Source organism: Caldovatus aquaticus, from assembly GCF_019458025.1.
In the GTDB taxonomy this organism is placed as follows: domain Bacteria; phylum Pseudomonadota; class Alphaproteobacteria; order Acetobacterales; family Acetobacteraceae; genus Caldovatus; species Caldovatus aquaticus.
In genome coordinates this window covers 1-22,072 of the sequence record NZ_JAHZUY010000061.1, presented here as the reverse complement: position 1 = coordinate 22,072, position 22,072 = coordinate 1, and the positions used below count along the sequence as shown (strand labels likewise).

Genomic DNA, 22,072 nt, shown 5'->3' with positions numbered 1-22,072 from the left:
CGGAGCGCCGCCCCGCCGCCGGGGTGCTGCCCTTCCTGCGGGCGCGGCGGGCGGGCGCGCCCTGGGCGCGGCTCAGCCTCGCCGCGCACGGCGGGGCGGGGGGGGCGGCGCGGGCGCGGCGGCTGGCCGCCGATCTCTGCTTCCTCTCCCCGGCCTTCGCCACGGCGAGCCATCCCGGACAGGCGCCGCTCGGCCCGCTGCGCTGGGCGGCGCGGGCGCGGCGGCTGCCCGGCGGGCGGGCGGCGGCGCTCGGGGGGGTGGGGCCGGGCACGGCGGGGCGGCTGCCGCGGGCGCGGCTGGCGGGGCTGGCGGCGATCGGCGGGTTCCTCACCGGCCCGTGTGGCGGCCGCGCCACAGTGTCTCGGGGATGTCGCGCCGGGGCGCCGGCCCCCGTTGCCGCGGTTCGTTGCGCTGAACCATAGTCGCGCCAGGCCGGCCGCGTCCCGTTCCGGGGGTGGCGTTCCTGTCCGGGGGGGACAGGAAGGGGGGCCGAAGGGAATCGCCGGGGGCTCCCCGGCACGTGAGGAGGACTGGAATGCGCAAAATCCTGCTGGGCACCACGGCGGTGGTCGGCGCTGCGCTCCTCGGGCCGTCGCTGGCCCAGGCGCAGGAGGCCCCGACCGTCCGGATCGGCGGCTTCTTCCGTTCGTACTACGGCTACATCCAGCAGACCGGCACCGAGTCGGTCACCAACAATACGATCCCGACGAACGTCTCGGGTGTTGGGGCCAACCAGGCGCCGGACGCCTCTAACCACCGCGCCCGGCTCGGCAAGCACGACTTCTCGACCAACGCCGAGGTGCATGTCTTCGTCAACGGCAAGGCCGCCAACGGCCTGACCTACGGCGCGGTGATCGAGATCAACTTCGACCAGCAGGAAGGCCGCTCGATCGACCAGCGCCGCGGCTCCACCGGCAAGACCACGGCGGCGCTGGACGAGGCCTACGCCTTCATCGCCATGCCGCAGCTCGGCCAGATCCGCTTCGGCGACGAGGACGGCCCGCTCGGCGGCCTGATGAACGCCGGCGTGATCACCAACTTCGGCACCGGCGGCATCTACGGCGAGTGGGAGGACTTCGTCACCCGCCAGCGCGCTGCGCGCACCCAGACCGCGCCCGGCGGCCTCGGCGACAGCACCAAGATCATCTACCTCTCGCCGCAGTTCTTCGGCTTCGACTTCGGCGCCAGCTTCGCCCCGAACTACAACGAGGGGGCCGACACGGGCTGCACCAACGACGTCGCCTCCGGCTGGTGCGACCGCGCCTATGCCTTCACCGGCGCCTCCAACTTCGGCATCGCCGCCGCCGGCCCGAACCAGGCGGCGCGACGCAACGAGTACCAGCTCGCCGCCCGCTGGCGCGGCAGCTTCGGCGGCGTCGGCCTCGCCATCGCCGGCGGCTACATCGGCTCGACCGCGAAGCGCGAGCTGACCGCGGCGAACATCACCTCGACCAACCCGAACGCGCCGGGCGTGATCGCCTCCGGCACGCAGCACCGGGTGTTCAACAACCTCAACGTCTGGACCATCGGCGCCCAGGCCACCGCCTACGGCTTCACCGTCGGCGCCAACTGGACCTATGGCGACGCCAACTTCTTCTGGGGCAACACCTTCCGCGGCGACCGGCCGATGAACCAGTACATGGTCGGCCTGAGCTACACCAACGGCCCCTTCACCATCGGCGCCAACTACGTCTTCGGCACCTTCGAGGGCGGCAGCCGCAGCGCGTACAACCCGGCGGCGGCCGGCGTGGGCAGCACCACCGGCCTGGTGCCGAACACCTGCGCGCCCGGTGCCTCCTGCACCCTCGCCTCGATGCGGCGCTGGGGCTACGGCATCGGCGGCAACTACCGCCTGGCGCCGGGCCTCGACCTGATCGCGGAGTGGGTCTCCTACCGCGTGTTCGAGCGCAACCGCGACCTCGACCCGGTGCAGCCCGGCATCCAGAGCCGCGCCAACGCCGACGTGTTCCTCACCGGCGTGCGCCTCGCGTTCTGAGCCGGCCGGCCGGCCCGATCCGGGGGGCGGCGGGGCAACCCGCCGCCCCTTCGCCTTTAGGGCCTTGCAACTCGGCCCGCCTCCCCTATCGTGCCGCCGCCATGCGCCACGCCAGCCGCCTCGCCCTCGCCCTCGCCCTGCTCGGCCTCGCGGCCGCCGCCTGCGGCGAGACCCGCTCCGTCCGCAACGACGAATACGGCGACGACAGCCGCCGCGCCCGCGTCCAGGGCCGCCTCTCCGGGGCGAGCGACGGGCTGGTCATCTTCGGCGTGGACCGCTCGCGCCCGCCCGGCAGCGCCGGCGATCCCGGCGGCGGCCCGGGGCTCGGGGTGAACGCCTATCTCTGGCGCGCCACGCTCGACACCCTCTCCTTCATGCCGCTCGCCTCGGCCGATCCGTTCGGCGGCGTCATCATCACCGACTGGTACTCCCCGCCCGCCGAACCCGGCGAGCGCTTCCGCGCCACCGCCTACCTGCTCGGGCGGACGCTGCGCTCGGACAACGTGCGCGTCTCGGTGTTCCGCCAGGTGCGCGACCGCAACGGCAACTGGGTGGACCAGCCCGTCTCCCCCGGCACCGCCGCCGCGCTCGAGGACAGCATCCTCGCCCGCGCGCGCGAGCTGCGCAGCCAGTCCCTGGCGGCGCGCTAGCGGCGCCGCGGAACCGGGCGGCCGGCCTGGGGCGGATCGCGGACGGCGGGAACCAGCCGGACGCGTCCGTCCGCACCAGCGGCAACGCGCCCGCGCCCTTGCCTCGCCCATAAAGTAAAGCCGTTGCCGCCCGGCTGGACGCGCGGCAACGGCTCCGGCTCGCTGTCTGCCGGGCGGATTCACGCTCCCGGCCGTTCCCGGCCGTCGCGATCCGCCCCGGCTTGCGGCACCCCCGGCGCATCGCGGCTGCCGCGGGGGGCGCGCCGCTGGCCGTCCCCGATCGGCGCTATCGGCGGGCCTGCGCCGCCTGGCGCGCCAGGGCCAGCACCGCGCCGCGCGCAATCGCGGCATCCGGCATCCCGGTGGTCTTGGTGCGGCGCTCGGCCTCGAGCAGCGCCGCGCCCGCCGCCGCGAGCTGTTCCGGGCGCCACAGCCGCAGCGCGCGCTCGAAGGCCGGCCGGTGGCGGAAGAACACCGGCGGGCGCAGCCCCGCCGCCGCGGCGGCCGGCGCCATGCCCGCGGCCACCTGCAGCGCGGCGAGGTGCAGCCGCTGCACCTGGCGCAGCGCCGCCCGCACCACCCCGACCCCGGTCGCGCCCTCGGCGAAGGCGGCGTCCAGGGCCCGGTCGGCGGTGGCGAGATCGCCCGTCATCGCCGCCATCAGCGCCTCGTCGAGGTCGAGCGCGCCCGCCCCGCCCTCGGCCAGGCAGGCGAGCGCCATCTCCTCCGTCACCGTCCCGCCCGCACCCGCATAGAGGGCGAGCTTCTCGAGCTCCCGCCGCATCAGCAGGCGGTCCTCGCCGAGCCGGCCGGCGAGCCATTCCAGCGCCGCCGGCTCGACCGCGCCGGCGCCCAGTTCGCGCAGGAGGCGGCCGATGCTGGCGGCGAGGTCGGCGCCGCGTTCGCGGTAGCAGGCGATCACCGCCGCGGCCTCGGCGGGCTCGAGCAGGGCGCGCAGCCGGCTGCGCGCCGGCAGCTCGCCGGCCTCGAGCACCACCAGGCCGGGGCCCCTGCCGGCCAGCGCCTCCTTCGCCGCCGCGGCGAGGCCGTCGGTCACGTCGCGCACGCGCACCGCGCGCCGCCCGCCGCCGAGCGAGGGGGTCGCGGCCTCGGCGGCGAGCAGGCCGGGATCCTTGGCCGCCGCATCGCGCGGGACCTCGACCAGGCCGAAGGGGTCGTCCGGCGCGACGACGGCGCGCAGCAGCGTCTCCGCCCGCTCGCGCACCAGGCCGGCGTCGTCGCCGTGCAGCAGCGCGACGCGCCAGCCCGGGCCGGGGTCCTGGAGGAAGGCGGCGAGGCGGCGGGCGTCGAGCTTGGCCACGGCGGGGCGCGACGGCGCGCGGCGGCGCCCTCAGCCGCGTCCGCCGCCGGCGGGGGAGGGTGCTGCGGCGCTCCGCGCCGCGGCCTCGGCGCGCTGGCGGAAGACGAGGGCGAGGCGCTCGGCGATCGCGAAGGCGAGCTGCTCGACCATCCGCCGCTCCGCCGCGTCGCGCGCCGCCTCGGCGGCGAAGAACTGCTGGTCCGGGATGTTGTAGGCGTCGTTCTCGCGCTCCGTGCCGCTGGCGATCTGTTGCGGCGGCGCGGTGCGGGTGAGCAGCCACCAGCTCGCCGTGCCCTGGTAGCGCACGCGGCTCGGCGTGCCGTCGCGGCGGAAGCCGAGCGGCTCGGCGGCGAAGGCGAGGCTGACGCGCAGATCGTAGCGCGCCGGCGCGGCCTGGGCTGCGCCGCGCAGCCGCTCCGCCAGGGCGCGGCGCAGGAGCTGGCCGCCGCGCTCCGGGATCGGCGCCACCTGGACGGCGGCGAGCTCCGCCTGCACGGGCGCCTCCTCCCCCGCCGCCGCGCCGCCGCCCGGCCCGTAGAGGGGGCGGAAGCCGCAGCCGGGCAGGAGCAGCGCCGCCGCGACGGCGCCGCGCCGCAGCAGGACGCGCCGTCCGCGCGCGGCCCTAGACGACGAAATTGACCACCCGGCCCGGGACATGGATGCGCTTCCTGATCGGCTTGCCGCCGAGCGCACGCTGCACGTTCTCGTGCGCTTCCGCCAGGGCGAGCACGGTCGCCTCGTCGGCGTCCGCCGGCACCTCGATGGTGGCGCGCAGCCGGCCGAGCACCTGCACGGCGAGGGTGACGGTTTCCGCCTTGAGCAGCGCGGGGTCGGCCTCGGGCCAGGGCAGCTCGGCGACGAGCCGGGTCTCGCCCGGGCGCAGCAGCGACCACAGCTCCTCGGCGAGGTGGGGCATCATCGGGCCGATCAGCCGCGCCAGCGTCTCCAGCGCCTCGCGCCGGGCGGCGGAGGCCTCCGCGCCCTCGGCCGCCCGCGCCTCCTCGATCGCGTTCGCGAGCTCGTGGATCCGCGCCACCGCGACGTTGAAGGCGAAGCCCTCCAGCGCCTCGGTCACCGCGGCGATGGCGCGGTGGGTGGCGCGGCGCAGCGCGTGGGCGGCCTTGTCGCCGCCGCCGGCGGCGAGGCCGCCGAGGATCCGCTCCGCCTCGTCCGGCGCGGGCAGCGTGGGGAGCGCCGCGGCGACCAGGCGGTAGAGGCGCTGGGTGAAGCGGAAGGCGCCGGCGACCCCCGCCTCGGTCCACTCCATGTCCCGCTCCGGCGGGTTGTCGGAGAGGATGAACCAGCGCGCGGTGTCGGCGCCGTAGCGGTCGATGATCGCGCCGGGATCCACCGTGTTGCGCCGCGACTTCGACATTGCCTCGACGCGGCCGATGGTCACCGGCCGGCGCGTCGCCTTCTCGACCGCCCGGCGCGTGCCGTCCGGGGCGACGGTGATCTCGACCTCGTCCGGGTAGAGCCAGCGCCCGTCCTCGGCGCGGTAGCTCTCGTGCGTGACCATGCCCTGGGTGAACAGACCGGCGAAGGGCTCGTCCACGGCGAGGTGGCCGGTCGCCTTCATGGCGCGGGCGAAGAAGCGGCTGTAGAGCAGGTGCAGGATCGCGTGCTCGATGCCGCCGATGTACTGGTCCACCGGCAGCCAGGCGTCCACCGCCGCGCGCAGCGTCGGCTGCTCGGCGTGCGGGCAGCAGAAGCGCGCGTAGTACCAGGAGCTGTCCACGAAGGTGTCGAAGGTGTCGGTCTCGCGCCGCGCCGGCCTGCCGCAGCGCGGGCAGGGGACGTGCTTCCAGGTCGGGTGGTGGTCGAGCGGGTTGCCGGGCTTCGAGAAGTCCACGTCCTGGGGCAGCGTCACCGGAAGCTGGTCCTTCGGCACCGGGACCACGCCGCAGGCCTCGCAGTGGATCACGGGGATCGGGCAGCCCCAGTAGCGCTGGCGCGAGACGCCCCAGTCGCGCAGGCGCCAGTTGATCTCGCCCCTGCCCTGGCCGGTCGCCTCCAGCCGCGCGATCGCGGCGCGCTTGGCGGCGGCGACGCCGAGCCCGTCGAGGAAGCCGGAGTTGAAGAGCGTGCCGTCGCCGAGATAGGCCTCCTCGCCGATCGCGAAGGCCCCCGGATCGGCGCCCGGCGGCAGCACGACGGGGCGCACGGGGAGGCCGTACTTGCGCGCGAACTCCAGGTCGCGCTGGTCGTGCGCGGGGCAGCCGAAGATCGCGCCGGTGCCGTACTCCATCAGCACGAAATTGGCGATCCAGACCGGGAAGGTCGCGCCCTCGATGAACGGGTGCGCGACGCGCAGGCCGGTGTCGTAGCCGCGCTTCTCCGCCTGCTCGATCGCCGCCTCGGAGGTGCCCATGCGCCGGCACTCGGCGACGAACGCGGCGGCCTTCGGGTCGCGCGCGGCCGCCGCGGCGGCGAGCGGGTGCTCGGCGGCGACGGCGAGGAAGCTCATGCCGAACAGCGTGTCGGGCCGGGTGGTGAAGACCTCGACCTCGCGCAGCGCGCCGAGCGGCTCGGTCAGGCGGAAGCGCACGCGCGCGCCCTCGCTGCGGCCGATCCAGTTGGCCTGCATGGTCTTCACGCGCTCGGGCCAGCGCTCGAGCGTCGCCAGCCCGTCGAGCAGCTCCTGCGCGTAGCGGGTGATGCGGAAGAACCACTGGCTGAGCTTCTTCTTCTCGACCGGCGCGCCGGAGCGCCAGCCGCGGCCCTCGATCACCTGCTCGTTGGCCAGCACGGTCTGGTCCACCGGGTCCCAGTTGACCCAGCTCTCCTTGCGCTCGACCAGGCCGGCGGCGAGGAAGTCGAGGAACAGCGCCTGCTGCTTGCCGTAGTATTCCGGATCGCAGGTGGCGAACTCGCGCGACCAGTCGAGCGAGAGACCCATGCGCTTCAGCTCGGCGCGCATGGTGGCGATGTTCTCGTAGGTCCACTTCGCCGGGTGGATGCCGCGCTCGCGCGCCGCGTTCTCGGCCGGCAGGCCGAAGGCGTCCCAGCCCATCGGGTGCATGACGAGGAAGCCGCGCGCGCGCTTGTAGCGCGCCACCACGTCGCCGAGGGTGTAGTTCCGCACGTGCCCCATGTGGATCCTGCCGCTGGGGTAGGGGAACATCTCCAGGACGTAGTATTTCGGCTTGCTGCCGTCCGGCACGTCCGGCACGGCGAAGCAGCCGCGGCGCTCCCACTCCGCCTGCCAGCGCGGCTCGGCGGCGGCGAAGTCGTGGCGCGGCGGCGCGGCGGAGGAGGCGGGCGGGGCGGCGGTGTCGTTCATCGGGCGGGACGCGCGCTGTCGGCAGTGGCTCGGGACGGAGGCATAGGGCGCGCCGCCGGCGCTGGAAAGGGCGCGCGCCCGCCGCCGCGGGGCGGGTCCCGCCCGGCCCGCCCCGGCTATCCGCCCCCCGGCGGCCCGCGCTGCGGCTCGGTCTCGAAGAAGCGCGGGTCGTTGAACTCGAAGATCCGCGGGTCCATCCGCACCCCGGTCTCGATCCGGGAGAGGCTCACCCGCGTCTCCCGGCCCTGGGCGTCCACGACGACCCATTGGCGCAGCTCGATCGGGTCGTCCTGGAACACCAGAGTCAGCCGGCCCTCCGCGGGCGCGGCGGTGCGGAAGAGCGTGACGCGCAGGAAGCCGCCGCCGCGCTCGACCCGGGTGACGGTGACATCGCCCGAGAGGCGCAGGGTCTCGCGCAGCAGGAAGGCGAGCGGGGTCTGCGCGACCGGCACCGTCGAGGGCTGGCGCAGCTCGCGGTCGTAGAGCAGGAACTGGCCGTGGCTCGCCACCAGCAGCAGCGGCTCGGGCGGGTCGTACTCGAAGCGCATCCGGCCCGGGCGCCAGATCCAGGCCGTCCCCTCGGCCGCGGCGCCGTTCTGGGCGATCTGGAGGAAGCGGGCGCGCAGGGTGGTCAGGCGGTTGAGATAGGCCTCGACGCGCGCGAGATCGGCGCGGTCGCGCTCGGAGAGCGGCGCGGCGGCGGCCCGGGCGCCGGCGGCGGATGGCGGCGGCTGCGCCGCGGCGGGGACAAGGGGCGGCACGGCGGCGGCGGCCAGGACCGCGCCGAGCAGCAGGCCGCGGCGCCGGGAGGGGGAGGGGATGCTCATCGCCTGCGATGTGGCGCCGCTCGGCGTCCGGGGGAAGAGCGCCGCGCCGCGGTGCGCCGCGGCGGCGATGCCGGGCGGCCGGGGCCGGAGCCGCGGCGCGCCGCCTCAGCGTCCGGCGATCCGGGTGGCGGGGCCGGTCCCGGGCGCGGCGCGCATCGCGCGGTAGCCCGGCGGCGGGCGGAAGCTGGCGGGGTCCTGCGGGCCGTAGGCGACGGCGACCGCCTCGAGCGCCCCGTCGTCGCCCGCGCCCCCCGCCGCGCCCGGTCCGCTCGCGCGCAGCAGCACCCCGTCCTCCGTGATGCAGGCGCGGCCCGACCGGCCGTGGTCCTGGTAGCGCCAGACCGTGCAGGGGAGGCCGGCGACGCGGTCCCGCCCCTCGCGCGTCAGCCGCGCGCCGGGCGGCAGCTCGCCGAGGCGGGGGAATTCGCCGCCGGACGGCAGCTCCACCACCAGGCGGTGCTGGTCCATGACCAGGAAGGCGCGCTGCGCGCGCCGGTCCAGCAGCATCACGCCGCCCAGCTCCGCCGGCAGGTCGAGGCGCACCCGGCCTTCCGCGGTCAGCCAGGCGATCCGCAGCGAATGGGTGCCGGCGCCGCCCGGACCGGTGAGGCGATAGGTCACCGCGACGTCGCGCGCGGGCAGCAGCGGCGGGCTGGGGGCGCTGTCCTGCGCCGGGGCGGCCCCCGCCGCCGCGGCGCCTCCGGCGAGCGCCAGCGCGAGGGCCGCCGCGGCGGCGGGCCGGGGGCGGAGAAACCGCGACCGGTGCCGCCGCTGCGTCATGCCGCCCTCTCTCCGGCTGTGCCGCGCCGCCGGGCGCGGCGCCCGCCGGCCTTCTCCGCGGCGTCGAGGCGCCGCCGCGCGGGCGCGACAGGCGGGCGGGGCCTCACCGCGACCGCCGCGGCTGGGCGGCGGCCGGCGGCATCCCCCCCGTCGCGGAAGAGGAGGAGCTGCCGGTCGAAACCGTGCCCGCCGCGCCCGCCGGCGCCAGCCCGCCGGGCAGCAGGCCGGGCGGCATCGCGCCGGCAAGGGGGAGCGTCCCGGGAGGGGGCGCGGCGGGCGCCGCGCCGCCGAAGGCTGCGGGCGGCAGCATCGGAGCGCCCATCCCGGCGGGCATGGCGAGCATCGTGTAGTCCGGCGGCGGATGGAAGCTCGCGGGGTCCTGCGGGCCGTAGGCGACCTCGCGCGCCTCGAGGAAGTCGTCGGGGCCCTCGTCGCCCTGCACCCGCAGCACCACCCCGTCCGCGGTGACGCAGGAGCGGCCGGTGTGGCCGCGGTCCTGGTAGGTCCAGACGGTGCAGGGAATGCCGGCAACCCGGTCGTCGCCCCCGCGCGTCAGCCGCGCGCCGGGAGGGAGCTGGCCCATGCGCCGCGTGTTCTGGGCGAAGGGGATCTCCATGACCACGCGCTCTCCGTCCATGACCATGAGGGCGCGCTGGTTGCGCTGGTCCACCAGCAGGTAGCCCTGGCCGGGCAGGTCGAGGCGCATGCGCCGCTCGGCGGCCAGCCAGGCGATCCGCATCTCCGACGCCGCCGCGCCCGCCGGCGCCGCGGCGCTGCCGAGGCGGTAGGTGACGGCGACGTCGCGGGTCGGCGCGGGGGGCGGCCGGTCCGCCGCCTGCTGCGCGGCGCCCGGCAGGGGAGCGAGCCCGGCGATCAGCAGGGCGGTGGCGGCGCGGGGCGCGAGGCGGTGGCGCATGGGCGTGGTCCCCGGGGCTCAGGCACCCGGCACGATCCCGCAGCGTGCCGGTTGCGGTCAAGCAGAGATCCACAACCGGCGCGGCTGGACCGCCCGCCCGCACCGCCGCCTCCGGGGCTCAGTCGCGCACCACCTGCCAGCCTTCCGGGATGCGGAACAGCGCCGGGTCCTGCGGCGCGCAGGTCACCTGCACCGCCTCGGCGCGCTGCCCCGCCTCCTCGGTGCGCAGCATCACGCCGTCCTCGGTCAGGCACATCGCCACCGGCGGCGCGCCGGGCATGGCGGGGGCGATGCGCCAGACGGTGCAGGGATGCCCGGCGATGCGCTCGGTGCCGAGGCGCTGGAAGCGGGTGCCCGGCTCGGGCTGGCGGAAGGTGCGGATCTCCGGCTCGGAGAGGAGGTGGATGCGGGCGGTGCGCTCGGCCGCGAGCAGCAGGACCATGCGGCGGTTGCGGATGTCGGCGATCACCGGGCCCGGCGGGCCGAAGCCGGAGAAGTCGGTGCGGATCGCCTCGGCGGCGGCGGAGTAGGTGATGCGCATCTCGCCCTGCTCGGCGCCGGTGACGCGGTAGGTGACGGCGACGTCGCGCGTCGGCTGGAGGTTGGCCGGACGCTCCGCCCCCGGCTGGGCGCGGGCGGGGCCGGCGGCGAGGAGGAGGGCGAGGGCGAGGAGCGGGCGGCGCATGGCGGCGGCTTTCGCGAGGGAGCGGCAGGCGGCGCGGCCGGACCGCGCCGGCGCGCCGGGGGGCCGGGGGCGGCGCGCTCAGCCCTGCGCCCGGGCGTAGCGCCCGGCGCTGGCGCCCGAGAGCCGCCCGAACACCGCGCCGGACATCAGCCCGGCGCCGCCGAGGTAGTTCTGGTAGAAGATCCCGCCCACCAGCTCCCCCGCCGCGTAGAGACCGGGGATCGAGCGGTCGGTCACGTCCTGCACCTCGCCCCGGGTGTTGATGCGCAAGCCGCCGAAGGTGAAGGTGATGCCGCAGGTGACGACGAAGCCGGTGAAGGGCGGCTCGTCGATCGGCAGCGCCCAGTTGGACTTGGGCGGGGTGATGCCCTCGGTGCGCTTGCCGTCGAGGATCGCCGGGTTGAAGTCGCCGGGCCGGCAGGCGGCGTTGAACTCCCGCACCGTGCGCGCGAGCCCCTCGGGGTTGATGTCGAGCGCGCGCGCCAGCCCCTCGATCGTGTCGGCGGTCGCCTTGGTCACCTGGCGGATGCGGTACTCGTCGCGCAGCAGGCCGATGGTCTTGGCGTCGAAGATCTGCACCGCCGTGCGCTGCGGCTGCTTCATCACCTCGCGCCCGTAGCGGGCGTAGGTGTGGTTGCGGTAGTCCGCGCCCTCGTCCACGAAGCGCTCACCGTTCAGGTTGACGATGATGCCGAGCGGGTAGGAGTGCTTCTGGAAGTTGTCGAGCACCTGGCGGTCGCCGAAGGGCGGGGCGCTGATGTCCCACTGCACGGCGTGGCAGGTGGACCAGCCGCCATAGGGCTGGGCGCCGATCTCGAGCGCGGCGCGCAGCCCCTCGCCGGTGTTGTGGCGCGTCCCCCGCACGCGGCAGAGCTCCCAGCCCGGGCCGAGGTAGCGCACGCGCATCTCCGGGTTGGCCTCGAAGCCGCCGCAGGCGAGGACGACGGCGCGGGCGCGGATCTCCTCGTAGCCCCCGGGCCCGAAGACCTCGACGCCGACGACGCGGCCCTGGCGGTCCTGCAGCAGCCGGCGCAGGCCGGTCTCGTAGCGGATCTCGATGCCGTCGCGCTCGGCGGCCTTGACCAGGAAGTCCACGAGGCCCCAGCCGCCGCCGACCGCCTCGATGTTCACGCCGCCGTAGAAGTGGTGGATGCCGTTCACGACGTAGGACTGGCGGCCGAACATCGGGATGAAGCGCACGCCCTTGCTGCGCATCCAGACGATCGTCTCGCGCGAGCGCCGGATCAGGATGTTGGCGAGCTCCTCCGTCGTCAGCCCCTCGGTGACGCGGAGCAGGTCCTCCAGGAAGCGGTCGGCGGGCTGCGGCGGGATGTAGATCCGCTTCGCCTCCTCCTCGGAGAGGTCCACGAGCACGTCGCGGCGCAGGTCCTCGAGCCCGTCGTGCACGAAGCGGAAGCCGCCGGCGGTGAAGGTGGAATTGCCGCCGCGCTCCTCGGGCGGGGCCTTCTCCAGCACCAGCACGCGGGCGCCCTGCTCGCGCGCCGAGAGCGCGGCGCAGAGCGCGGCGTTGCCGGCCCCGGCCACGACCACGTCATAGCTCGCCTGCGCTTCCGCCATCCCGCCCTCCCGCGCGCCGCTGGCGCAGACCCTAGGCAGCGCGGCAAAATCGTGTCAACGCGCGGCGGGAGCGCCGCGCGGAGGGAAGCGGAGCGATGCCGGACCTGCGCCTCATCCCCGCCGTGTTCATGCGCGGCGGCACCTCCAAGGGGCTGTTCTTCCACGCCCGCGACCTGCCGGCCGGGCGCGCGGCGCAGGAGCGCCTCTTCCTCGGCGTGCTCGGCAGCCCCGACCCCTACGGGCGGCAGCTCGACGGCATGGGGGGCGGGATCTCCTCGCTCTCCAAGGCCGTGATCATCGGTGCGCCGACGCACCCGGCGGCCGATCTCGACTACACCTTCGCCCAGGTCGCGGTGGACCGCCCGGTGGTGGACTGGTCGGGCAATTGCGGCAATCTCTCCGCCGCCGTCGGGCCCTTCGCGGTGGACGAGGGGCTCGTCGCCGCGCCGCGCGCGGGCGAGGCGCTGGTGCGCATCCACCAGACCAACACCCGCCGGCTGATCCACGCCCGCTTCCCGGTGCGCGACGGCAAGGCCGCGGTGCGCGGCGACTTCGCCATCGCCGGCGTTCCCGGCACCGGCGCGCGCATCCGGCTCGACTTCCTCGCCCCCGGCGGGACGGCGACCGGCGCGCTGCTGCCGACGGGGCGCGTGCTCGAGGGGCTGGCGGACGAGGGAGGGGGCTGCCGCGCCTCGCTCGTGGACGCGGGCACGCCGGTGGTGTTCGTCGAGGCCGCGGCGCTCGGCCTCGCCGGCACCGAGACGCCCGAGGAGATCGAGGCGCGGCCCGGGGTGATGGCGCGGCTCGACCGGCTGCGCCGGGCGGGCGCGGTGGCGATGGGCCTGGCGGCGAGGCCGGAGGCGGCCGGGCTCGGCGTGCCGAAGGTGGCGATGGTCGCCCCGCCCGCGGCCTACCGCAGCATCGGCGGCGAGCGGATCGGCGCCGAGGACTGCGACATCGCGGTGCGCGCGGTCTCGATGGAGCGGCTGCACCGCGCGGCGCCGCTCACGCTCGCGCTCTGCCTCGCCGTCGCCTGCCGCATCGCCGGCACGCTGCCGCAGCTGCTGCTCGGGCCGCGCGCCGCCAAAGCCGCGGCGGAGGAGGTGCGCATCGCCACCCCCTCCGGCGTGCTTCCGGTCGGAGCCGAGGTGCGGCGCGACGCCGACGGCGCCTGGGTGGCCGAGAGCGCGCGCCTGTTCCGCACCGCGCGGCGGCTGATGCAGGGCGAGGTCGCCTGGGCGCCGCCGGAGTGAGCGCGGACGGGGTCCGGGCGGCGGGTCAGTCGCCGCGCAGGCCGAGCGCGCGCACCAGCTCCCCCCAGCGCCGCCACTCCTCCTCGATCAGGCGCTGGAAGGACTCGCGGCTGCCGCCGACCGGTTCGGCGCCGAAGCCGCGCAGGCGCTCGAGCACCTCCGGCAGCTTCAGGATCTCCTCCACCTCCCGGTTGAGCCGGTCGACGATCGCGGGCGGCGTGGCGCGCGGGGCGAGGAAGCCGGACCAGAAGGGCACGTCGTAGCCCGGCAGGTGCTCGGCGATGGCCGGCACCTCGGGCAGGAGCGGCGAGCGCCGCGCCGTCGTGACCGCGACCGGGCGGATCCGCCCCGCCTCGAGCAGCGGGCGGGTGGCGAAGAGCGAGTCGCTCGCGAGATCCACGTCGCCGCGCAGCAGCGCGTTCAGCGCGGGCTGGTTGCCGGTGAACGGCACCAGGGTGAACTCGGCGCCGGTGCGGCGCATCAGGATCGCGAGCGAGAGGTGGTTGATGCCGCCGGTGCCGGGATGCGCGATCGTGATCCGGCCGGGCTGCGCCTGCGCCAGCGCCACGATCTCCGGGATCGTCCGCGCCGGGAAGCCGGCGTTCGCCACCAGGATCATCGGCGAGGCCTGGGCGATGGCGACGGCGGCGAAGTCGCGCGGGACGTCGAGGCTCGAGCCGCGGTTGATCAGCGGCGTGATGACGGTGGAGGAGGAGGCGTACGTCAGCGTGTGGCCGTCCGCCGCCGCGCGCGCCACCGCCTCGGCGGCGAGCAGCGTCCCCGCGCCGGGCCGGTTCTCGATCACGAAGGGCTGGCCGCCGAGGCGCGCGCTCAGGTGGCGCGAGAGCAGCCGCGCCATGATGTCGGTGGCGCCGCCGGCGGCGAAGCCGATCACCACGCGCACCGGCCGCGCCGGGTAGTCCTGCGCCGCCGCGCCGCGCGCCGCGGCGAGGGCGAGGGCGAGGGCGAGGGCGGGCGCACCGAGCAGCGCGCCGCGCCGCGTCATGGCCGTCATGTTTCCTCCCCGTCGCTGCGGAGCCCCGCCCGCGTTGCGGCGCTCCGCCCCGCCACGGTAGAAGGGATCGCGACCGGGAGGGAAGCGTCGCGGCCGCCGCGGCCCGCGCCCCGCCCGCGACCGGGGGACGGAGCCGCCGCAGCATGAACGTCAGCGCCGACCGCGTGCGCCAGCAGATCCTCAACATCCTGCTCGCCTGGGGCATGGCGGAGGACCTCGCCGTCACCACCGCCGAGGCGATGGTCGAGACCGACCTGATGGGCGTCGACTCCCACGGCATCTCGATGCTGATGGCCTACGAGCAGCGCGTGGTCGAGAAGCGGGTGGACCTGAACGCGCGGCCGCGGATCGTGCGCGAGAACGCCTGCACCGCGCTGGTGGACGGCGGCGCCGGCCTCGGCCACCCGGTCTCGGTCTTCGCCATGAACCTCGCGGTGGACAAGGCGCTCGCCGCCGGCGTCGGCGTGGTCGGCGTGCGCAACTCGCACCATTTCGGCGCCGCCGGCGTCTATGCGCGCATCGCCGCGCGGCGCGGCGCGATCGGCCTGGTGACGAGCGCGACGCGCGGCATCGCCATGGTGCCGACCCGCGCCGCGCTGCCGGTGCTGGGGACCAACCCGATCGCCTTCGCCGCGCCGGCCCGGCGCAACCGCCCCTTCGTGCTCGACATGGCGACCACCACGGTCGCCGCGAACAAGGTCAAGGTCTATGACCTCAACAACCGCACCATGCCGCAGGGCTGGGTGGTGGAGGGCGACGGCCGGCCCGTCACCGACCCGAAGCGCGGGATGGAGGTCGTCTACAAGGAGAAGGCGGGGGGGCTGACGCCGCTCGGCGGCACGCCGGAGCTCGGCAGCCACAAGGGCTACGGCCTCGCGATGATGGTGCACATCCTCGGCGGCACGCTGACCGGGGCCTCCTTCTCGCCGATCCGCGAGCGCGACCACGGCCCGGGCAAGCCCGACAACATCGGCCACTTCTTCCTGGCGCTGGATCCGCGCGCCTTCCGCGAGGAGGGCGCGTTCGAGTCCGACCTCGACGAGGCGATCGACATCCTGCACGCCACGCCGCCGGCCGATCCGGCGAAGCCGGTGCTGGTCGCGGGCGACCCGGAGGAGACGGAGCGCGCGCGCCGGCTGCGCGAGGGCATCCCGGTCCCGGACGCCCTCGACCGCCTGATCCGCGGCATCTGCGAGCGCTGCGGCGCCGCCTATGTGCTCTCCTGAGCCCCCGGCCGCGAGGAAACGCGCATGAGCCGCACCATCCGCGTCGCCACCTTCGCCGGCCCCGGGGCGCCGCCGGTGATCCGCGAGGTGCCCTGGCCGCGCGTCGGCCGCAAGGCGGCGCTGATCCGGATCGGCGCCTGCGGCGTCTGCGGCACCGACCTGCACATCCTCAAGGGCCACTGGCCGAAGCCGCTGCCCTGGCCCTTCACCCTCGGCCACGAGATGGCGGGCATCGTCGTCGAGAAGGGCCCCGACCTCGCCACCGACTGGATGGACCAGCCGATCGCGGTCGGGTCGAAGGTCATGATCCCGCCCTTCATGCCCTGCGGCGCGTGCTACTACTGCAAGCACTACCCGGAGCACTCCAACCGCTGCCAGACGCCGGTCTACTACGGCCGCTACCTCGGCTTCGACCGTCCGCCGCATCTGTGGGGCGGCTTCGCGGAATACGTCTATGTGGACCTCGAGGCGCTGCCGGGGACGAAGATCTACCGGCTGCCCGACGACATGCCGCTGCGCCTCGGCGCGCTCGCCGAGCCGCTCACCTCGACCATCCGCGGCTTCGCCCGCGCCCAGCGCATGGGCGGGTTCCGCTGGGGCGACACGGTGGTGATCCAGGGCTCGGGCCCGATCGGCATCCTCGCCATCGCCGCGGCGCGCGAGATGGGCGCGGGGCGGATCATCTGCGTCGGCGCGCCGGAGACGCCGCGCCTCGCCCTCGCCCGCCGGTTCGGCGCCGAGGCGACGGTCGACATCGAGGAGTACGCCACGCCGGAGGCCCGCATCGCCCGCGTGCGCGAGCTCATCGGCGGCGCCCGCGGCGGCTTCGGCGCGGACGTGGTGATGGACTGCACCGGCCACCCGAGCGCCGGGCCGGAGGGCATCGAGATGCTGCGCGATTCCGGCTTCTACATCGAGATGGGGCAGTTCACCGACGCCGGGCCGATCATGACCAACTGGCACCGCTTCGTCGCCAAGGACATCACCATCATGGGGTCCTGGGCCTTCACCGAGAACGACCTCGCCCTCGGCGTGCAGATGCTCCACCAGGCGCGGGACAGGTATCCCTGGTACGAGATGCAGACCCTCTACCCCTTCAGCGAGGAGGGCGTGACGCGCGCGGTGGCGGACGCGATGGCGATGCGCACGGTGAAGTCCACCATCGTTCCCTGGCCCGAACTGCTGGAGGCCTGAGGGCCGGGCCGGCGTTGCCGCGCGCCGTCTCCGGCCCCAGCTTCGCAGCAGCCCTCCGCGAGAGCCCGTCCCATGCCGCGCATCACCTTTGTCGAACCCGACGGCGCCGCGCGCACGCTCGACCTCCCGGTCGGCACCACGCTCATGCTCGGCGCGACGCAGAACGGCGTGCGCGGCATCCTCGCCGACTGCGGCGGCTGCTGCTCCTGCGCCACCTGCCACGTCTACGTGGACGAGGACTGGGCCGACCGCCTGCCGCCGCCCGAGCCGGCGGAGGAGGAGATGCTCCACGGCGCCGCCGCCGAGCGCCTGCCCAGCAGCCGCCTCTCCTGCCAGATCACGGTCGCCGAGGCGCTCGACGGGCTGGTGGTGCGGATCCCCGACCGCCAAGTGTGATCCCGGACCGCGCGGAGCGCGCGCCGCGGCGGCCGCCCATGCGGGGCAGCCGGGGCGCCCGAGGGCGGCGCCGGCACCCGGCGAGGATCGGCCCCGATCCGCGAGGGCCGGGGTGAGGGCTCAGATGCCGTCCGGGAGGAAGCCGGTGCGCAGCGCGTAGGCCCAGGCCGGGCTGCCGAGCGATTCGGCGCGCCGCGCGGCGGCCTCCCAGTCGTAGCGGAGCGCGATCAGGTCGGCGCTCGGCGCGCCGCCGTCCGCGGACAGGTGCAGGATGGCATAGCGGGCGTGCGGCGAGCGCGCCTCGGAGCGGTGCGGGTGCGGCGCGCGGGTCACGCGGAAGGCGGGGCAGCCGAGGCTGCCGGGGTTGACCACCAGCGGGCCGCCGTCCGGCAGGCGCACCACGCTCGGCTGGTGGCTGTGCCCGCACAGCACGACGCGCGCCGCCCGCCCCTCGGCGCCGAGCCGTTCGCGCACCCGCTCCGGCGCGGCCGGGCGCAGGTGGCCGTGCGCCGGCTCCTCCAGCAGGTTCGTGGTGTCGCTCTCCGGCGTGCCGTGGCAGGCGAGCACGCCCGGCGCCGGGTCGAGGCGCGCCGGCAGGGCGCCGAGCCAGGCGCGCTGCTCCGGCGTGGTCTCGGCATGGGCGAAGGCGTCCTGCCGCCCCATGGCGGCGGGCTCCTGCTCGGCCAGCCAGCGGTCGTGGTTGCCGCGCACCGTCGGGATCGCCCGCGCCATCAGCAGCGCCGCCGTCTCGCGCGGCCACAGCAGGCCCGAGGCGCAGTCGCCGAGATTGACCACCCGCGCGATGCCGCGCGCCGCGATGTCGTCCAGCACGGCTTCGAGCGCCGGCAGGTTGCCGTGGATGTCGGCGATGACCGCGATGCGCATCGGCTGGCTGCTCCCCCCGTGGCGCGCGAGTGTAGCCGCGGCGCGCGCGGCGGGAAGCGGGCGGGCCTGTCCCGCCGCGATGGACGGCGCCGCCGCGCCCCCGCGGAGGGCGTTCGCGCCGGCGCACGGCCATGCCAGAGTGGCGGCATGGCAGGGCAGCGGGAGGAGACGCGGCCGGGCCGCGGGCGGCGCATCCCGCTCGCCGCCGGCCCGCCGCCCGACGAGGCGCGGCTGCACGAGGCGGCGCTGCAGCACCTCGCGCGCTTCGCCGCCACCGAGGCCGGGCTGCGCCGGGTGCTGGAGCGGCGGGTCGAGCGCTGGGCGCGCCGCGCCGAGGCGGAAGGCGTGGCGACGCCGGAGGAGATCGCGGAGCGCGCGCGCCGCGCCCGCGCCGCCGCGGCGGCGGTGGCGCGGCGGCTCGCGGCCGCGGGCGCGGTGGACGACGCCGCCTTCGCCGAGGCGCGGGCGCGGCGGCTGCAGCGCGCCGGACGCTCGCGCCGGGCGATCGCGGCGCACCTCGCGGCGCGCGGCGTGGACCGGGCGATCGTGCGCGCGGCGCTGGGCGAGGGCGAGGCGGGGGAGGAGGCGGCGGAGCTGCTCGCCGCCCTGGCCCTGTGCCGGCGGCGGCGGATCGGCCCCTTCGCGCCGGACGGCGCGGCGGCCGGGGGAGCGGCGGAGGCGCGGCGCCGCGCGCTCGGCGCGCTCGCGCGCGCGGGCTTCCCGCGCGCGGTGGCAGAGGCGGCGCTCGGCATGGCGCCGGCGGAGGCGGAGGCGCGGCTGCTCGCCGCCCGGCGCGAGGGGTAGGGCGCGGGCCGCCGCGCCTCAGCGCGTCGGGCGCGGCGGGTCCACGCCGTAGTCGTAGAAGCCCTTGCCGGTCTTGCGGCCGTACCAGCCGGCCTCGACGTACTTCACCAGCAGCGGGCAGGGCCGGTACTTGGAATCGCCCAAGCCCTCGTAGAGCACCTGCATGATCGCGAGGCAGGTGTCGAGACCGATGAAGTCGGCGAGCTCGAGCGGGCCCATCGGGTGGTTGGCGCCGAGCCGCATCGCGGTGTCGATGCTGGTGACGGTGCCGACCCCCTCGTAGAGCGCGTACACCGCCTCGTTGATCATCGGCACCAGGATGCGGTTGACGATGAAGGCCGGGAAGTCCTCCGCCGTCGCCGTCTGCTTGCCGAGCCGCCGGGCCAGCGCCAGCGTCGCCTGGTAGGTCGGCTCGTCGGTGGCGATTCCGCGGATCACCTCGACCAGCTTCATCACCGGCACCGGGTTCATGAAGTGCATGCCGATGAAGCGCTCCGGCCGGTCGGTCGCGGCGCCGAGGCGGGTGATGGAGATCGAGGAGGTGTTGGAGGCGAGGATCGCCGAGGGCTTCAGCAGCGGGCAGACCTGCCGGTAGATCTGGCGCTTGACCTCCTCCTTCTCGGTCGCCGCCTCGATCACCATGTCGCAGTCGCCGAGCAGGGCGTAGTCGGTGCCGGTGGCGATGCGCGCGAGCGCCGCCGTCTTGTCCTCCGGCGCGATCAGCTTGCGGCCGACCTGGCGGTCCAGGTTGCGGGCGATGGTCGCCAGCGCCTTCTCGAGCTGCGTCGCGCTGATGTCCACCAGCGCGACGGGGAGGCCGGCGAGGGCGCAGACGTGGGCGATGCCGTTGCCCATCTGCCCGGCGCCGATCACGCCGACCCTGGCGATCTCCGGCGGCGCGGCGGCGGGCGGCGCCGCTGCCGGCTTCGCCTGATCGTTCACTTCGTGCGCTCCAGTTCCGCCTCGAGCTCGGGGATCGCCTTGAACAGGTCGGCGACCAGGCCGTAGTCGGCGACCTGGAAGATCGGCGCCTCCTCGTCCTTGTTGATCGCCACGATCACCTTGCTGTCCTTCATCCCGGCGAGGTGCTGGATGGCGCCCGAGATGCCGACGGCGATGTAGAGGTCGGGGGCGACCACCTTGCCGGTCTGGCCGACCTGCCAGTCGTTCGGCGCGTAGCCCGCGTCCACCGCCGCGCGCGAGGCGCCGATCGCCGCCCCGAGCTTGTCGGCCACCCCCTCGAGCAGCTTGAAGTTCTCGGCCGAGCCCATCGCCCGGCCGCCGGAGATGACGATGCGCGCCGCGGTCAGCTCCGGCCGCTCGCTCTTGGCAAGCTCGGCGCGCAGGAAGCGCGAGAGGCCGGGGTCGGCGGCCGGGGCCACCGGCTCGATCGGCGCGCCGGGGCCGCCCTCGGCCGGCACCGGGTCGAAGCTCGCCGCGCGCACGGTGAGCACCTTCCTCGCGTCGGCGCTCTTCACCGTCGCCAGGGCGTTGCCGGCGTAGAAGAAGCGGCGGAAGGTGTCGGCGTCCACCACGCCCGCGATGTCGCTGACGATCTGCACGTCGAGCAGGGCGGCGACGCGCGGCATGACGTTCTTGCCCTGCGCGCTGCCGGGGGCGAGCAGGTGCGTGTAGTTCGGCGCCAGCGCCACCAGCAGCGCGGCCGTGGGCTCGGCGAGCGCGTGCGCATAGGCCTCGCCCTCGGCCTTCAGCACCTTCGCCACGCCGGGCAGCTTCGCCGCCGCCTCCGCCTGCTCGGCGCCGAGCACGAGGAGGTGCACCTCCCTGTCGATCTGCCCCGCCGCGGCGACGGCGCTGCGCGTGGGCTGGTTGATGGCCGACCCCGAGCGGTCGGCGAGCACCAGGACGGCCATGGCTTCAGATCACCTTCGCTTCGTTGCGCAGCTTGTCCACCAGCTCCTGCACGGAGGCCACCTTCTTGCCCGCCTGGCGCTTCGGCGGCTCCTCGACCTTCAGCACGGTGAGGCGCGGGGAGGGGTCCACGCCGAGGTCGGCGGGCTTCAGCGTCTCGATCGGCTTCTTGCGCGCCTTCATGATGTTGGGGAGAGAGGCGTAGCGCGGCTCGTTCAGCCGCAGGTCGGTGGTGACGATCGCCGGCAGCCTGAGCTCGACCGTCTCCAGCCCGCCGTCCACCTCGCGCGTCACCGTCGCCTTGCCGTCGGCGATCTCGAGGCGGGAGGCGAAGGTGCCCTGCGGCCAGCCGAGGAGGGCGGCGAGCATCTGGCCGGTCGCGTTCATGTCGTCGTCGATCGCCTGCTTGCCGAGGATGACGAGCTGCGGCTGCTCCTTCGCCACCACGGCCTTGAGGATCTTCGCCACCGCCAGCGGCTCCAGCGCGCCGTCGTGCTCGACCAGGATGCCGCGGTCGGCGCCCATGGCGAGGGCGGTGCGGATCTGCTCGGCGGCGGCGGCGACGCCGATGGAGACGGCGACGATCTCGCTCGCGACGCCCTTCTCCTTGAGGCGCACCGCCTCCTCGACCGCGATCTCGTCGAACGGGTTCATGGACATCTTGACGTTGGCCGTCTCGACGCCGGTGCCGTCCGACTTCACGCGGACCTTGACGTTGTAATCCACCACCCGCTTGACGGGGACGAGGAGCTTCATGGCCTGGCCGTGTCCTGCGCTGGGGGCGGCGGCGCACCCCCGGAGACCTCATCGCCGCCTTCGACAACGCCGGCGCGGCGGCGTCGTATCGCATTGCACAAAGGCGGCGGAACATAGGGCCGGGGCGGGCGGGGTGTAAAGCCGCCCCCGGCGCTCCGCCCCGGCGGCGCCCCCTGCCGCCTTCAGTCCCGCAGCGCGAGCAGCAGGAGCACGAACAGCGCGATCGCGACGCCCTGGAGGATCACCCGCCAGCGCATGAGCTGGTTCGAGCGGACCGGATCCCCCCTGCCGGTCACCAGGCCGAAGATGCCGGCGAAGAGCGTGGCGAGCACGCCGAGCATGGCGAGGACGAGAAGGGCGGTGAGCAGGATGCGCATGGCTCGCTAACCTGGGGCCTCGCCGGCCGGACGCAACACCCGGTGCCGGCCGGGGCGAGACGAGGCTTGACCCGGACGCCGCCGATGGGTTCCACCCCGGCCCATGAGGCCGCTCCCCCGCCCCGCCCGCTCCCCGCGCCTCTCCGCGCCGCGTGTCGCGGCGCTGTCGCTCCTGCTCCTGCTCGCCGCCGTCGCCGGCCGGCCGGCGCAGGCCCAGGAGGGGCCGCACCCGCCTGCCGCGGCGCCGCAGGAGGCCCC

The 22,072-nt window shown here is 75.7% G+C and carries 22 protein-coding genes; 8 read left to right on the top strand and 14 right to left on the bottom strand.

Going from position 1 to position 22,072, the window contains the following annotated elements; all coding sequences use genetic code 11:
• From K1J50_RS15880 to K1J50_RS15870, 3 genes are all read left to right on the top strand, one after another.
• Positions 1–422: thiamine phosphate synthase (locus K1J50_RS15880; RefSeq protein WP_220118743.1), on the top strand; the 422-nt coding region annotated here is incomplete at its 5' end.
• Between the two features lie 113 nt (positions 423–535).
• The gene (locus K1J50_RS15875; RefSeq protein ID WP_220118742.1) at positions 536–1,996 is read left to right on the top strand and encodes a porin; all 1,461 of its coding nucleotides are present in this window, start codon (positions 536–538) and stop codon (positions 1,994–1,996) included.
• A 101-nt stretch (positions 1,997–2,097) separates the two neighbouring features.
• A complete protein-coding gene (locus K1J50_RS15870; RefSeq protein ID WP_220118741.1) occupies positions 2,098–2,646 on the top strand; it encodes a DUF3576 domain-containing protein in 549 nt (182 codons plus the stop codon).
• 286 nt (positions 2,647–2,932) lie between these two features.
• On the opposite strand, the gene holA is transcribed toward K1J50_RS15870, so the two are convergent.
• From holA to tcuA, 8 genes are all read right to left on the bottom strand, one after another.
• Positions 2,933–3,967 (bottom strand): DNA polymerase III subunit delta, encoded by a 1,035-nt coding sequence (gene holA, locus K1J50_RS15865; protein WP_220118740.1) that lies wholly within the window; start codon positions 3,965–3,967, stop codon positions 2,933–2,935.
• A gap of 30 nt (positions 3,968–3,997) precedes the next feature.
• A complete protein-coding gene (gene lptE, locus K1J50_RS15860) occupies positions 3,998–4,624 on the bottom strand; it encodes an LPS assembly lipoprotein LptE (protein WP_220118739.1) in 627 nt (208 codons plus the stop codon).
• Complete coding sequence (gene leuS, locus K1J50_RS15855) at positions 4,590–7,250, bottom strand: leucine--tRNA ligase (RefSeq protein WP_220118738.1); 2,661 nt, start codon at positions 7,248–7,250, stop codon at positions 4,590–4,592. Before leuS ends, lptE begins: the two co-directional genes overlap by 35 nt.
• A gap of 116 nt (positions 7,251–7,366) precedes the next feature.
• Positions 7,367–8,077 (bottom strand): LolA family protein, encoded by a 711-nt coding sequence (locus K1J50_RS15850; RefSeq protein WP_220118737.1) that lies wholly within the window; start codon positions 8,075–8,077, stop codon positions 7,367–7,369.
• 105 nt (positions 8,078–8,182) lie between these two features.
• On the bottom strand, positions 8,183–8,857 hold the full coding sequence (locus K1J50_RS15845) for a hypothetical protein (protein WP_220118736.1): 675 nt from the start codon (positions 8,855–8,857) through the stop codon (positions 8,183–8,185).
• 103 nt (positions 8,858–8,960) lie between these two features.
• Positions 8,961–9,773 carry a hypothetical protein gene (locus K1J50_RS15840; RefSeq protein WP_220118735.1) on the bottom strand — a complete coding sequence of 271 codons (813 nt, stop codon included), beginning with the start codon at positions 9,771–9,773 and terminating at the stop codon, positions 8,961–8,963.
• A 118-nt stretch (positions 9,774–9,891) separates the two neighbouring features.
• Positions 9,892–10,458 (bottom strand): DUF4412 domain-containing protein, encoded by a 567-nt coding sequence (locus K1J50_RS15835; protein WP_220118734.1) that lies wholly within the window; start codon positions 10,456–10,458, stop codon positions 9,892–9,894.
• A gap of 78 nt (positions 10,459–10,536) precedes the next feature.
• Positions 10,537–12,036: an FAD-dependent tricarballylate dehydrogenase TcuA gene (gene tcuA, locus K1J50_RS15830; RefSeq protein ID WP_220118733.1), complete on the bottom strand. Its 1,500-nt coding sequence runs from the start codon at positions 12,034–12,036 to the stop codon at positions 10,537–10,539.
• 95 nt (positions 12,037–12,131) lie between these two features.
• Here tcuA and K1J50_RS15825 point away from each other — a divergent pair, with 95 nt between their 5' ends.
• Entirely contained in the window at positions 12,132–13,289 is a 1,158-nt protein-coding gene (locus tag K1J50_RS15825; RefSeq protein ID WP_220118732.1) for a 2-methylaconitate cis-trans isomerase PrpF family protein, read from the top strand.
• A gap of 25 nt (positions 13,290–13,314) precedes the next feature.
• On the opposite strand, the gene K1J50_RS15820 is transcribed toward K1J50_RS15825, so the two are convergent.
• The gene (locus K1J50_RS15820) at positions 13,315–14,304 is read right to left on the bottom strand and encodes a Bug family tripartite tricarboxylate transporter substrate binding protein (protein WP_220118731.1); all 990 of its coding nucleotides are present in this window, start codon (positions 14,302–14,304) and stop codon (positions 13,315–13,317) included.
• A 143-nt stretch (positions 14,305–14,447) separates the two neighbouring features.
• Here K1J50_RS15820 and K1J50_RS15815 point away from each other — a divergent pair, with 143 nt between their 5' ends.
• The 3 genes from K1J50_RS15815 (at position 14,448) to K1J50_RS15805 (ending at position 17,120) form a co-directional block, all read left to right on the top strand.
• Positions 14,448–15,530, top strand: coding sequence for an Ldh family oxidoreductase (locus K1J50_RS15815; protein WP_220118730.1), 1,083 nt, complete (start codon positions 14,448–14,450; stop codon positions 15,528–15,530).
• Positions 15,531–15,554: 24 nt separating this feature from the next.
• Positions 15,555–16,724, top strand: a complete 1,170-nt coding sequence (locus K1J50_RS15810) for a zinc-binding dehydrogenase (RefSeq protein WP_220118729.1) — start codon at positions 15,555–15,557, stop codon at positions 16,722–16,724.
• Between the two features lie 72 nt (positions 16,725–16,796).
• Positions 16,797–17,120 carry a 2Fe-2S iron-sulfur cluster-binding protein gene (locus tag K1J50_RS15805; protein WP_220118728.1) on the top strand — a complete coding sequence of 108 codons (324 nt, stop codon included), beginning with the start codon at positions 16,797–16,799 and terminating at the stop codon, positions 17,118–17,120.
• A gap of 120 nt (positions 17,121–17,240) precedes the next feature.
• Here K1J50_RS15805 and K1J50_RS15800 read toward each other — a convergent pair whose 3' ends face one another.
• Entirely contained in the window at positions 17,241–18,005 is a 765-nt protein-coding gene (locus tag K1J50_RS15800) for a metallophosphoesterase family protein (RefSeq protein WP_220118727.1), read from the bottom strand.
• A 147-nt stretch (positions 18,006–18,152) separates the two neighbouring features.
• Between K1J50_RS15800 and K1J50_RS15795 the strand changes: the two genes are divergently transcribed.
• Positions 18,153–18,809: a RecX family transcriptional regulator gene (locus tag K1J50_RS15795; RefSeq protein ID WP_220118726.1), complete on the top strand. Its 657-nt coding sequence runs from the start codon at positions 18,153–18,155 to the stop codon at positions 18,807–18,809.
• A gap of 18 nt (positions 18,810–18,827) precedes the next feature.
• Here the strand turns inward: K1J50_RS15795 and K1J50_RS15790 are convergent, their stop codons facing one another.
• The 4 genes from K1J50_RS15790 to K1J50_RS15775 form a co-directional block, all read right to left on the bottom strand.
• Positions 18,828–19,751 carry a 3-hydroxybutyryl-CoA dehydrogenase gene (locus tag K1J50_RS15790; protein WP_369413624.1) on the bottom strand — a complete coding sequence of 308 codons (924 nt, stop codon included), beginning with the start codon at positions 19,749–19,751 and terminating at the stop codon, positions 18,828–18,830.
• On the bottom strand, positions 19,748–20,683 hold the full coding sequence (locus K1J50_RS15785; RefSeq protein WP_220118725.1) for an electron transfer flavoprotein subunit alpha/FixB family protein: 936 nt from the start codon (positions 20,681–20,683) through the stop codon (positions 19,748–19,750). The genes K1J50_RS15790 and K1J50_RS15785 overlap by 4 nt, the downstream gene beginning before the upstream one ends.
• A 4-nt stretch (positions 20,684–20,687) precedes the next feature.
• A complete protein-coding gene (locus tag K1J50_RS15780; protein WP_220118724.1) occupies positions 20,688–21,437 on the bottom strand; it encodes an electron transfer flavoprotein subunit beta/FixA family protein in 750 nt (249 codons plus the stop codon).
• Between the two features lie 182 nt (positions 21,438–21,619).
• On the bottom strand, positions 21,620–21,814 hold the full coding sequence (locus tag K1J50_RS15775) for a twin transmembrane helix small protein (protein ID WP_220118723.1): 195 nt from the start codon (positions 21,812–21,814) through the stop codon (positions 21,620–21,622).
• Positions 21,815–22,072 lie beyond the last annotated feature (258 nt).

What these genes read in the sequence shown, in the direction of transcription:
- K1J50_RS15800 (WP_220118727.1), bottom strand. Translation starts at nt 18,005, where the DNA reads ATGCGCATCGCGGTCATCGCCGACATCCACGGCAACCTGCCGGCGCTC.
- lptE (WP_220118739.1), bottom strand. Translation starts at nt 4,624, where the DNA reads ATGTCCCGGGCCGGGTGGTCAATTTCGTCGTCTAGGGCCGCGCGCGGA.
- K1J50_RS15835 (WP_220118734.1), bottom strand. Translation starts at nt 10,458, where the DNA reads ATGCGCCGCCCGCTCCTCGCCCTCGCCCTCCTCCTCGCCGCCGGCCCC.
- tcuA (WP_220118733.1), bottom strand. Translation starts at nt 12,036, where the DNA reads ATGGCGGAAGCGCAGGCGAGCTATGACGTGGTCGTGGCCGGGGCCGGC.
- K1J50_RS15875 (WP_220118742.1), top strand. Translation starts at nt 536, where the DNA reads ATGCGCAAAATCCTGCTGGGCACCACGGCGGTGGTCGGCGCTGCGCTC.
- leuS (WP_220118738.1), bottom strand. Translation starts at nt 7,250, where the DNA reads ATGAACGACACCGCCGCCCCGCCCGCCTCCTCCGCCGCGCCGCCGCGC.
- K1J50_RS15845 (WP_220118736.1), bottom strand. Translation starts at nt 8,857, where the DNA reads ATGACGCAGCGGCGGCACCGGTCGCGGTTTCTCCGCCCCCGGCCCGCC.
- K1J50_RS15795 (WP_220118726.1), top strand. Translation starts at nt 18,153, where the DNA reads ATGGCAGGGCAGCGGGAGGAGACGCGGCCGGGCCGCGGGCGGCGCATC.
- K1J50_RS15870 (WP_220118741.1), top strand. Translation starts at nt 2,098, where the DNA reads ATGCGCCACGCCAGCCGCCTCGCCCTCGCCCTCGCCCTGCTCGGCCTC.
- K1J50_RS15815 (WP_220118730.1), top strand. Translation starts at nt 14,448, where the DNA reads ATGAACGTCAGCGCCGACCGCGTGCGCCAGCAGATCCTCAACATCCTG.
- K1J50_RS15820 (WP_220118731.1), bottom strand. Translation starts at nt 14,304, where the DNA reads ATGACGGCCATGACGCGGCGCGGCGCGCTGCTCGGTGCGCCCGCCCTC.
- K1J50_RS15780 (WP_220118724.1), bottom strand. Translation starts at nt 21,437, where the DNA reads ATGAAGCTCCTCGTCCCCGTCAAGCGGGTGGTGGATTACAACGTCAAG.
- K1J50_RS15840 (WP_220118735.1), bottom strand. Translation starts at nt 9,773, where the DNA reads ATGCGCCACCGCCTCGCGCCCCGCGCCGCCACCGCCCTGCTGATCGCC.
- K1J50_RS15775 (WP_220118723.1), bottom strand. Translation starts at nt 21,814, where the DNA reads ATGCGCATCCTGCTCACCGCCCTTCTCGTCCTCGCCATGCTCGGCGTG.
- K1J50_RS15785 (WP_220118725.1), bottom strand. Translation starts at nt 20,683, where the DNA reads ATGGCCGTCCTGGTGCTCGCCGACCGCTCGGGGTCGGCCATCAACCAG.
- K1J50_RS15805 (WP_220118728.1), top strand. Translation starts at nt 16,797, where the DNA reads ATGCCGCGCATCACCTTTGTCGAACCCGACGGCGCCGCGCGCACGCTC.
- K1J50_RS15825 (WP_220118732.1), top strand. Translation starts at nt 12,132, where the DNA reads ATGCCGGACCTGCGCCTCATCCCCGCCGTGTTCATGCGCGGCGGCACC.
- K1J50_RS15810 (WP_220118729.1), top strand. Translation starts at nt 15,555, where the DNA reads ATGAGCCGCACCATCCGCGTCGCCACCTTCGCCGGCCCCGGGGCGCCG.
- K1J50_RS15850 (WP_220118737.1), bottom strand. Translation starts at nt 8,077, where the DNA reads ATGAGCATCCCCTCCCCCTCCCGGCGCCGCGGCCTGCTGCTCGGCGCG.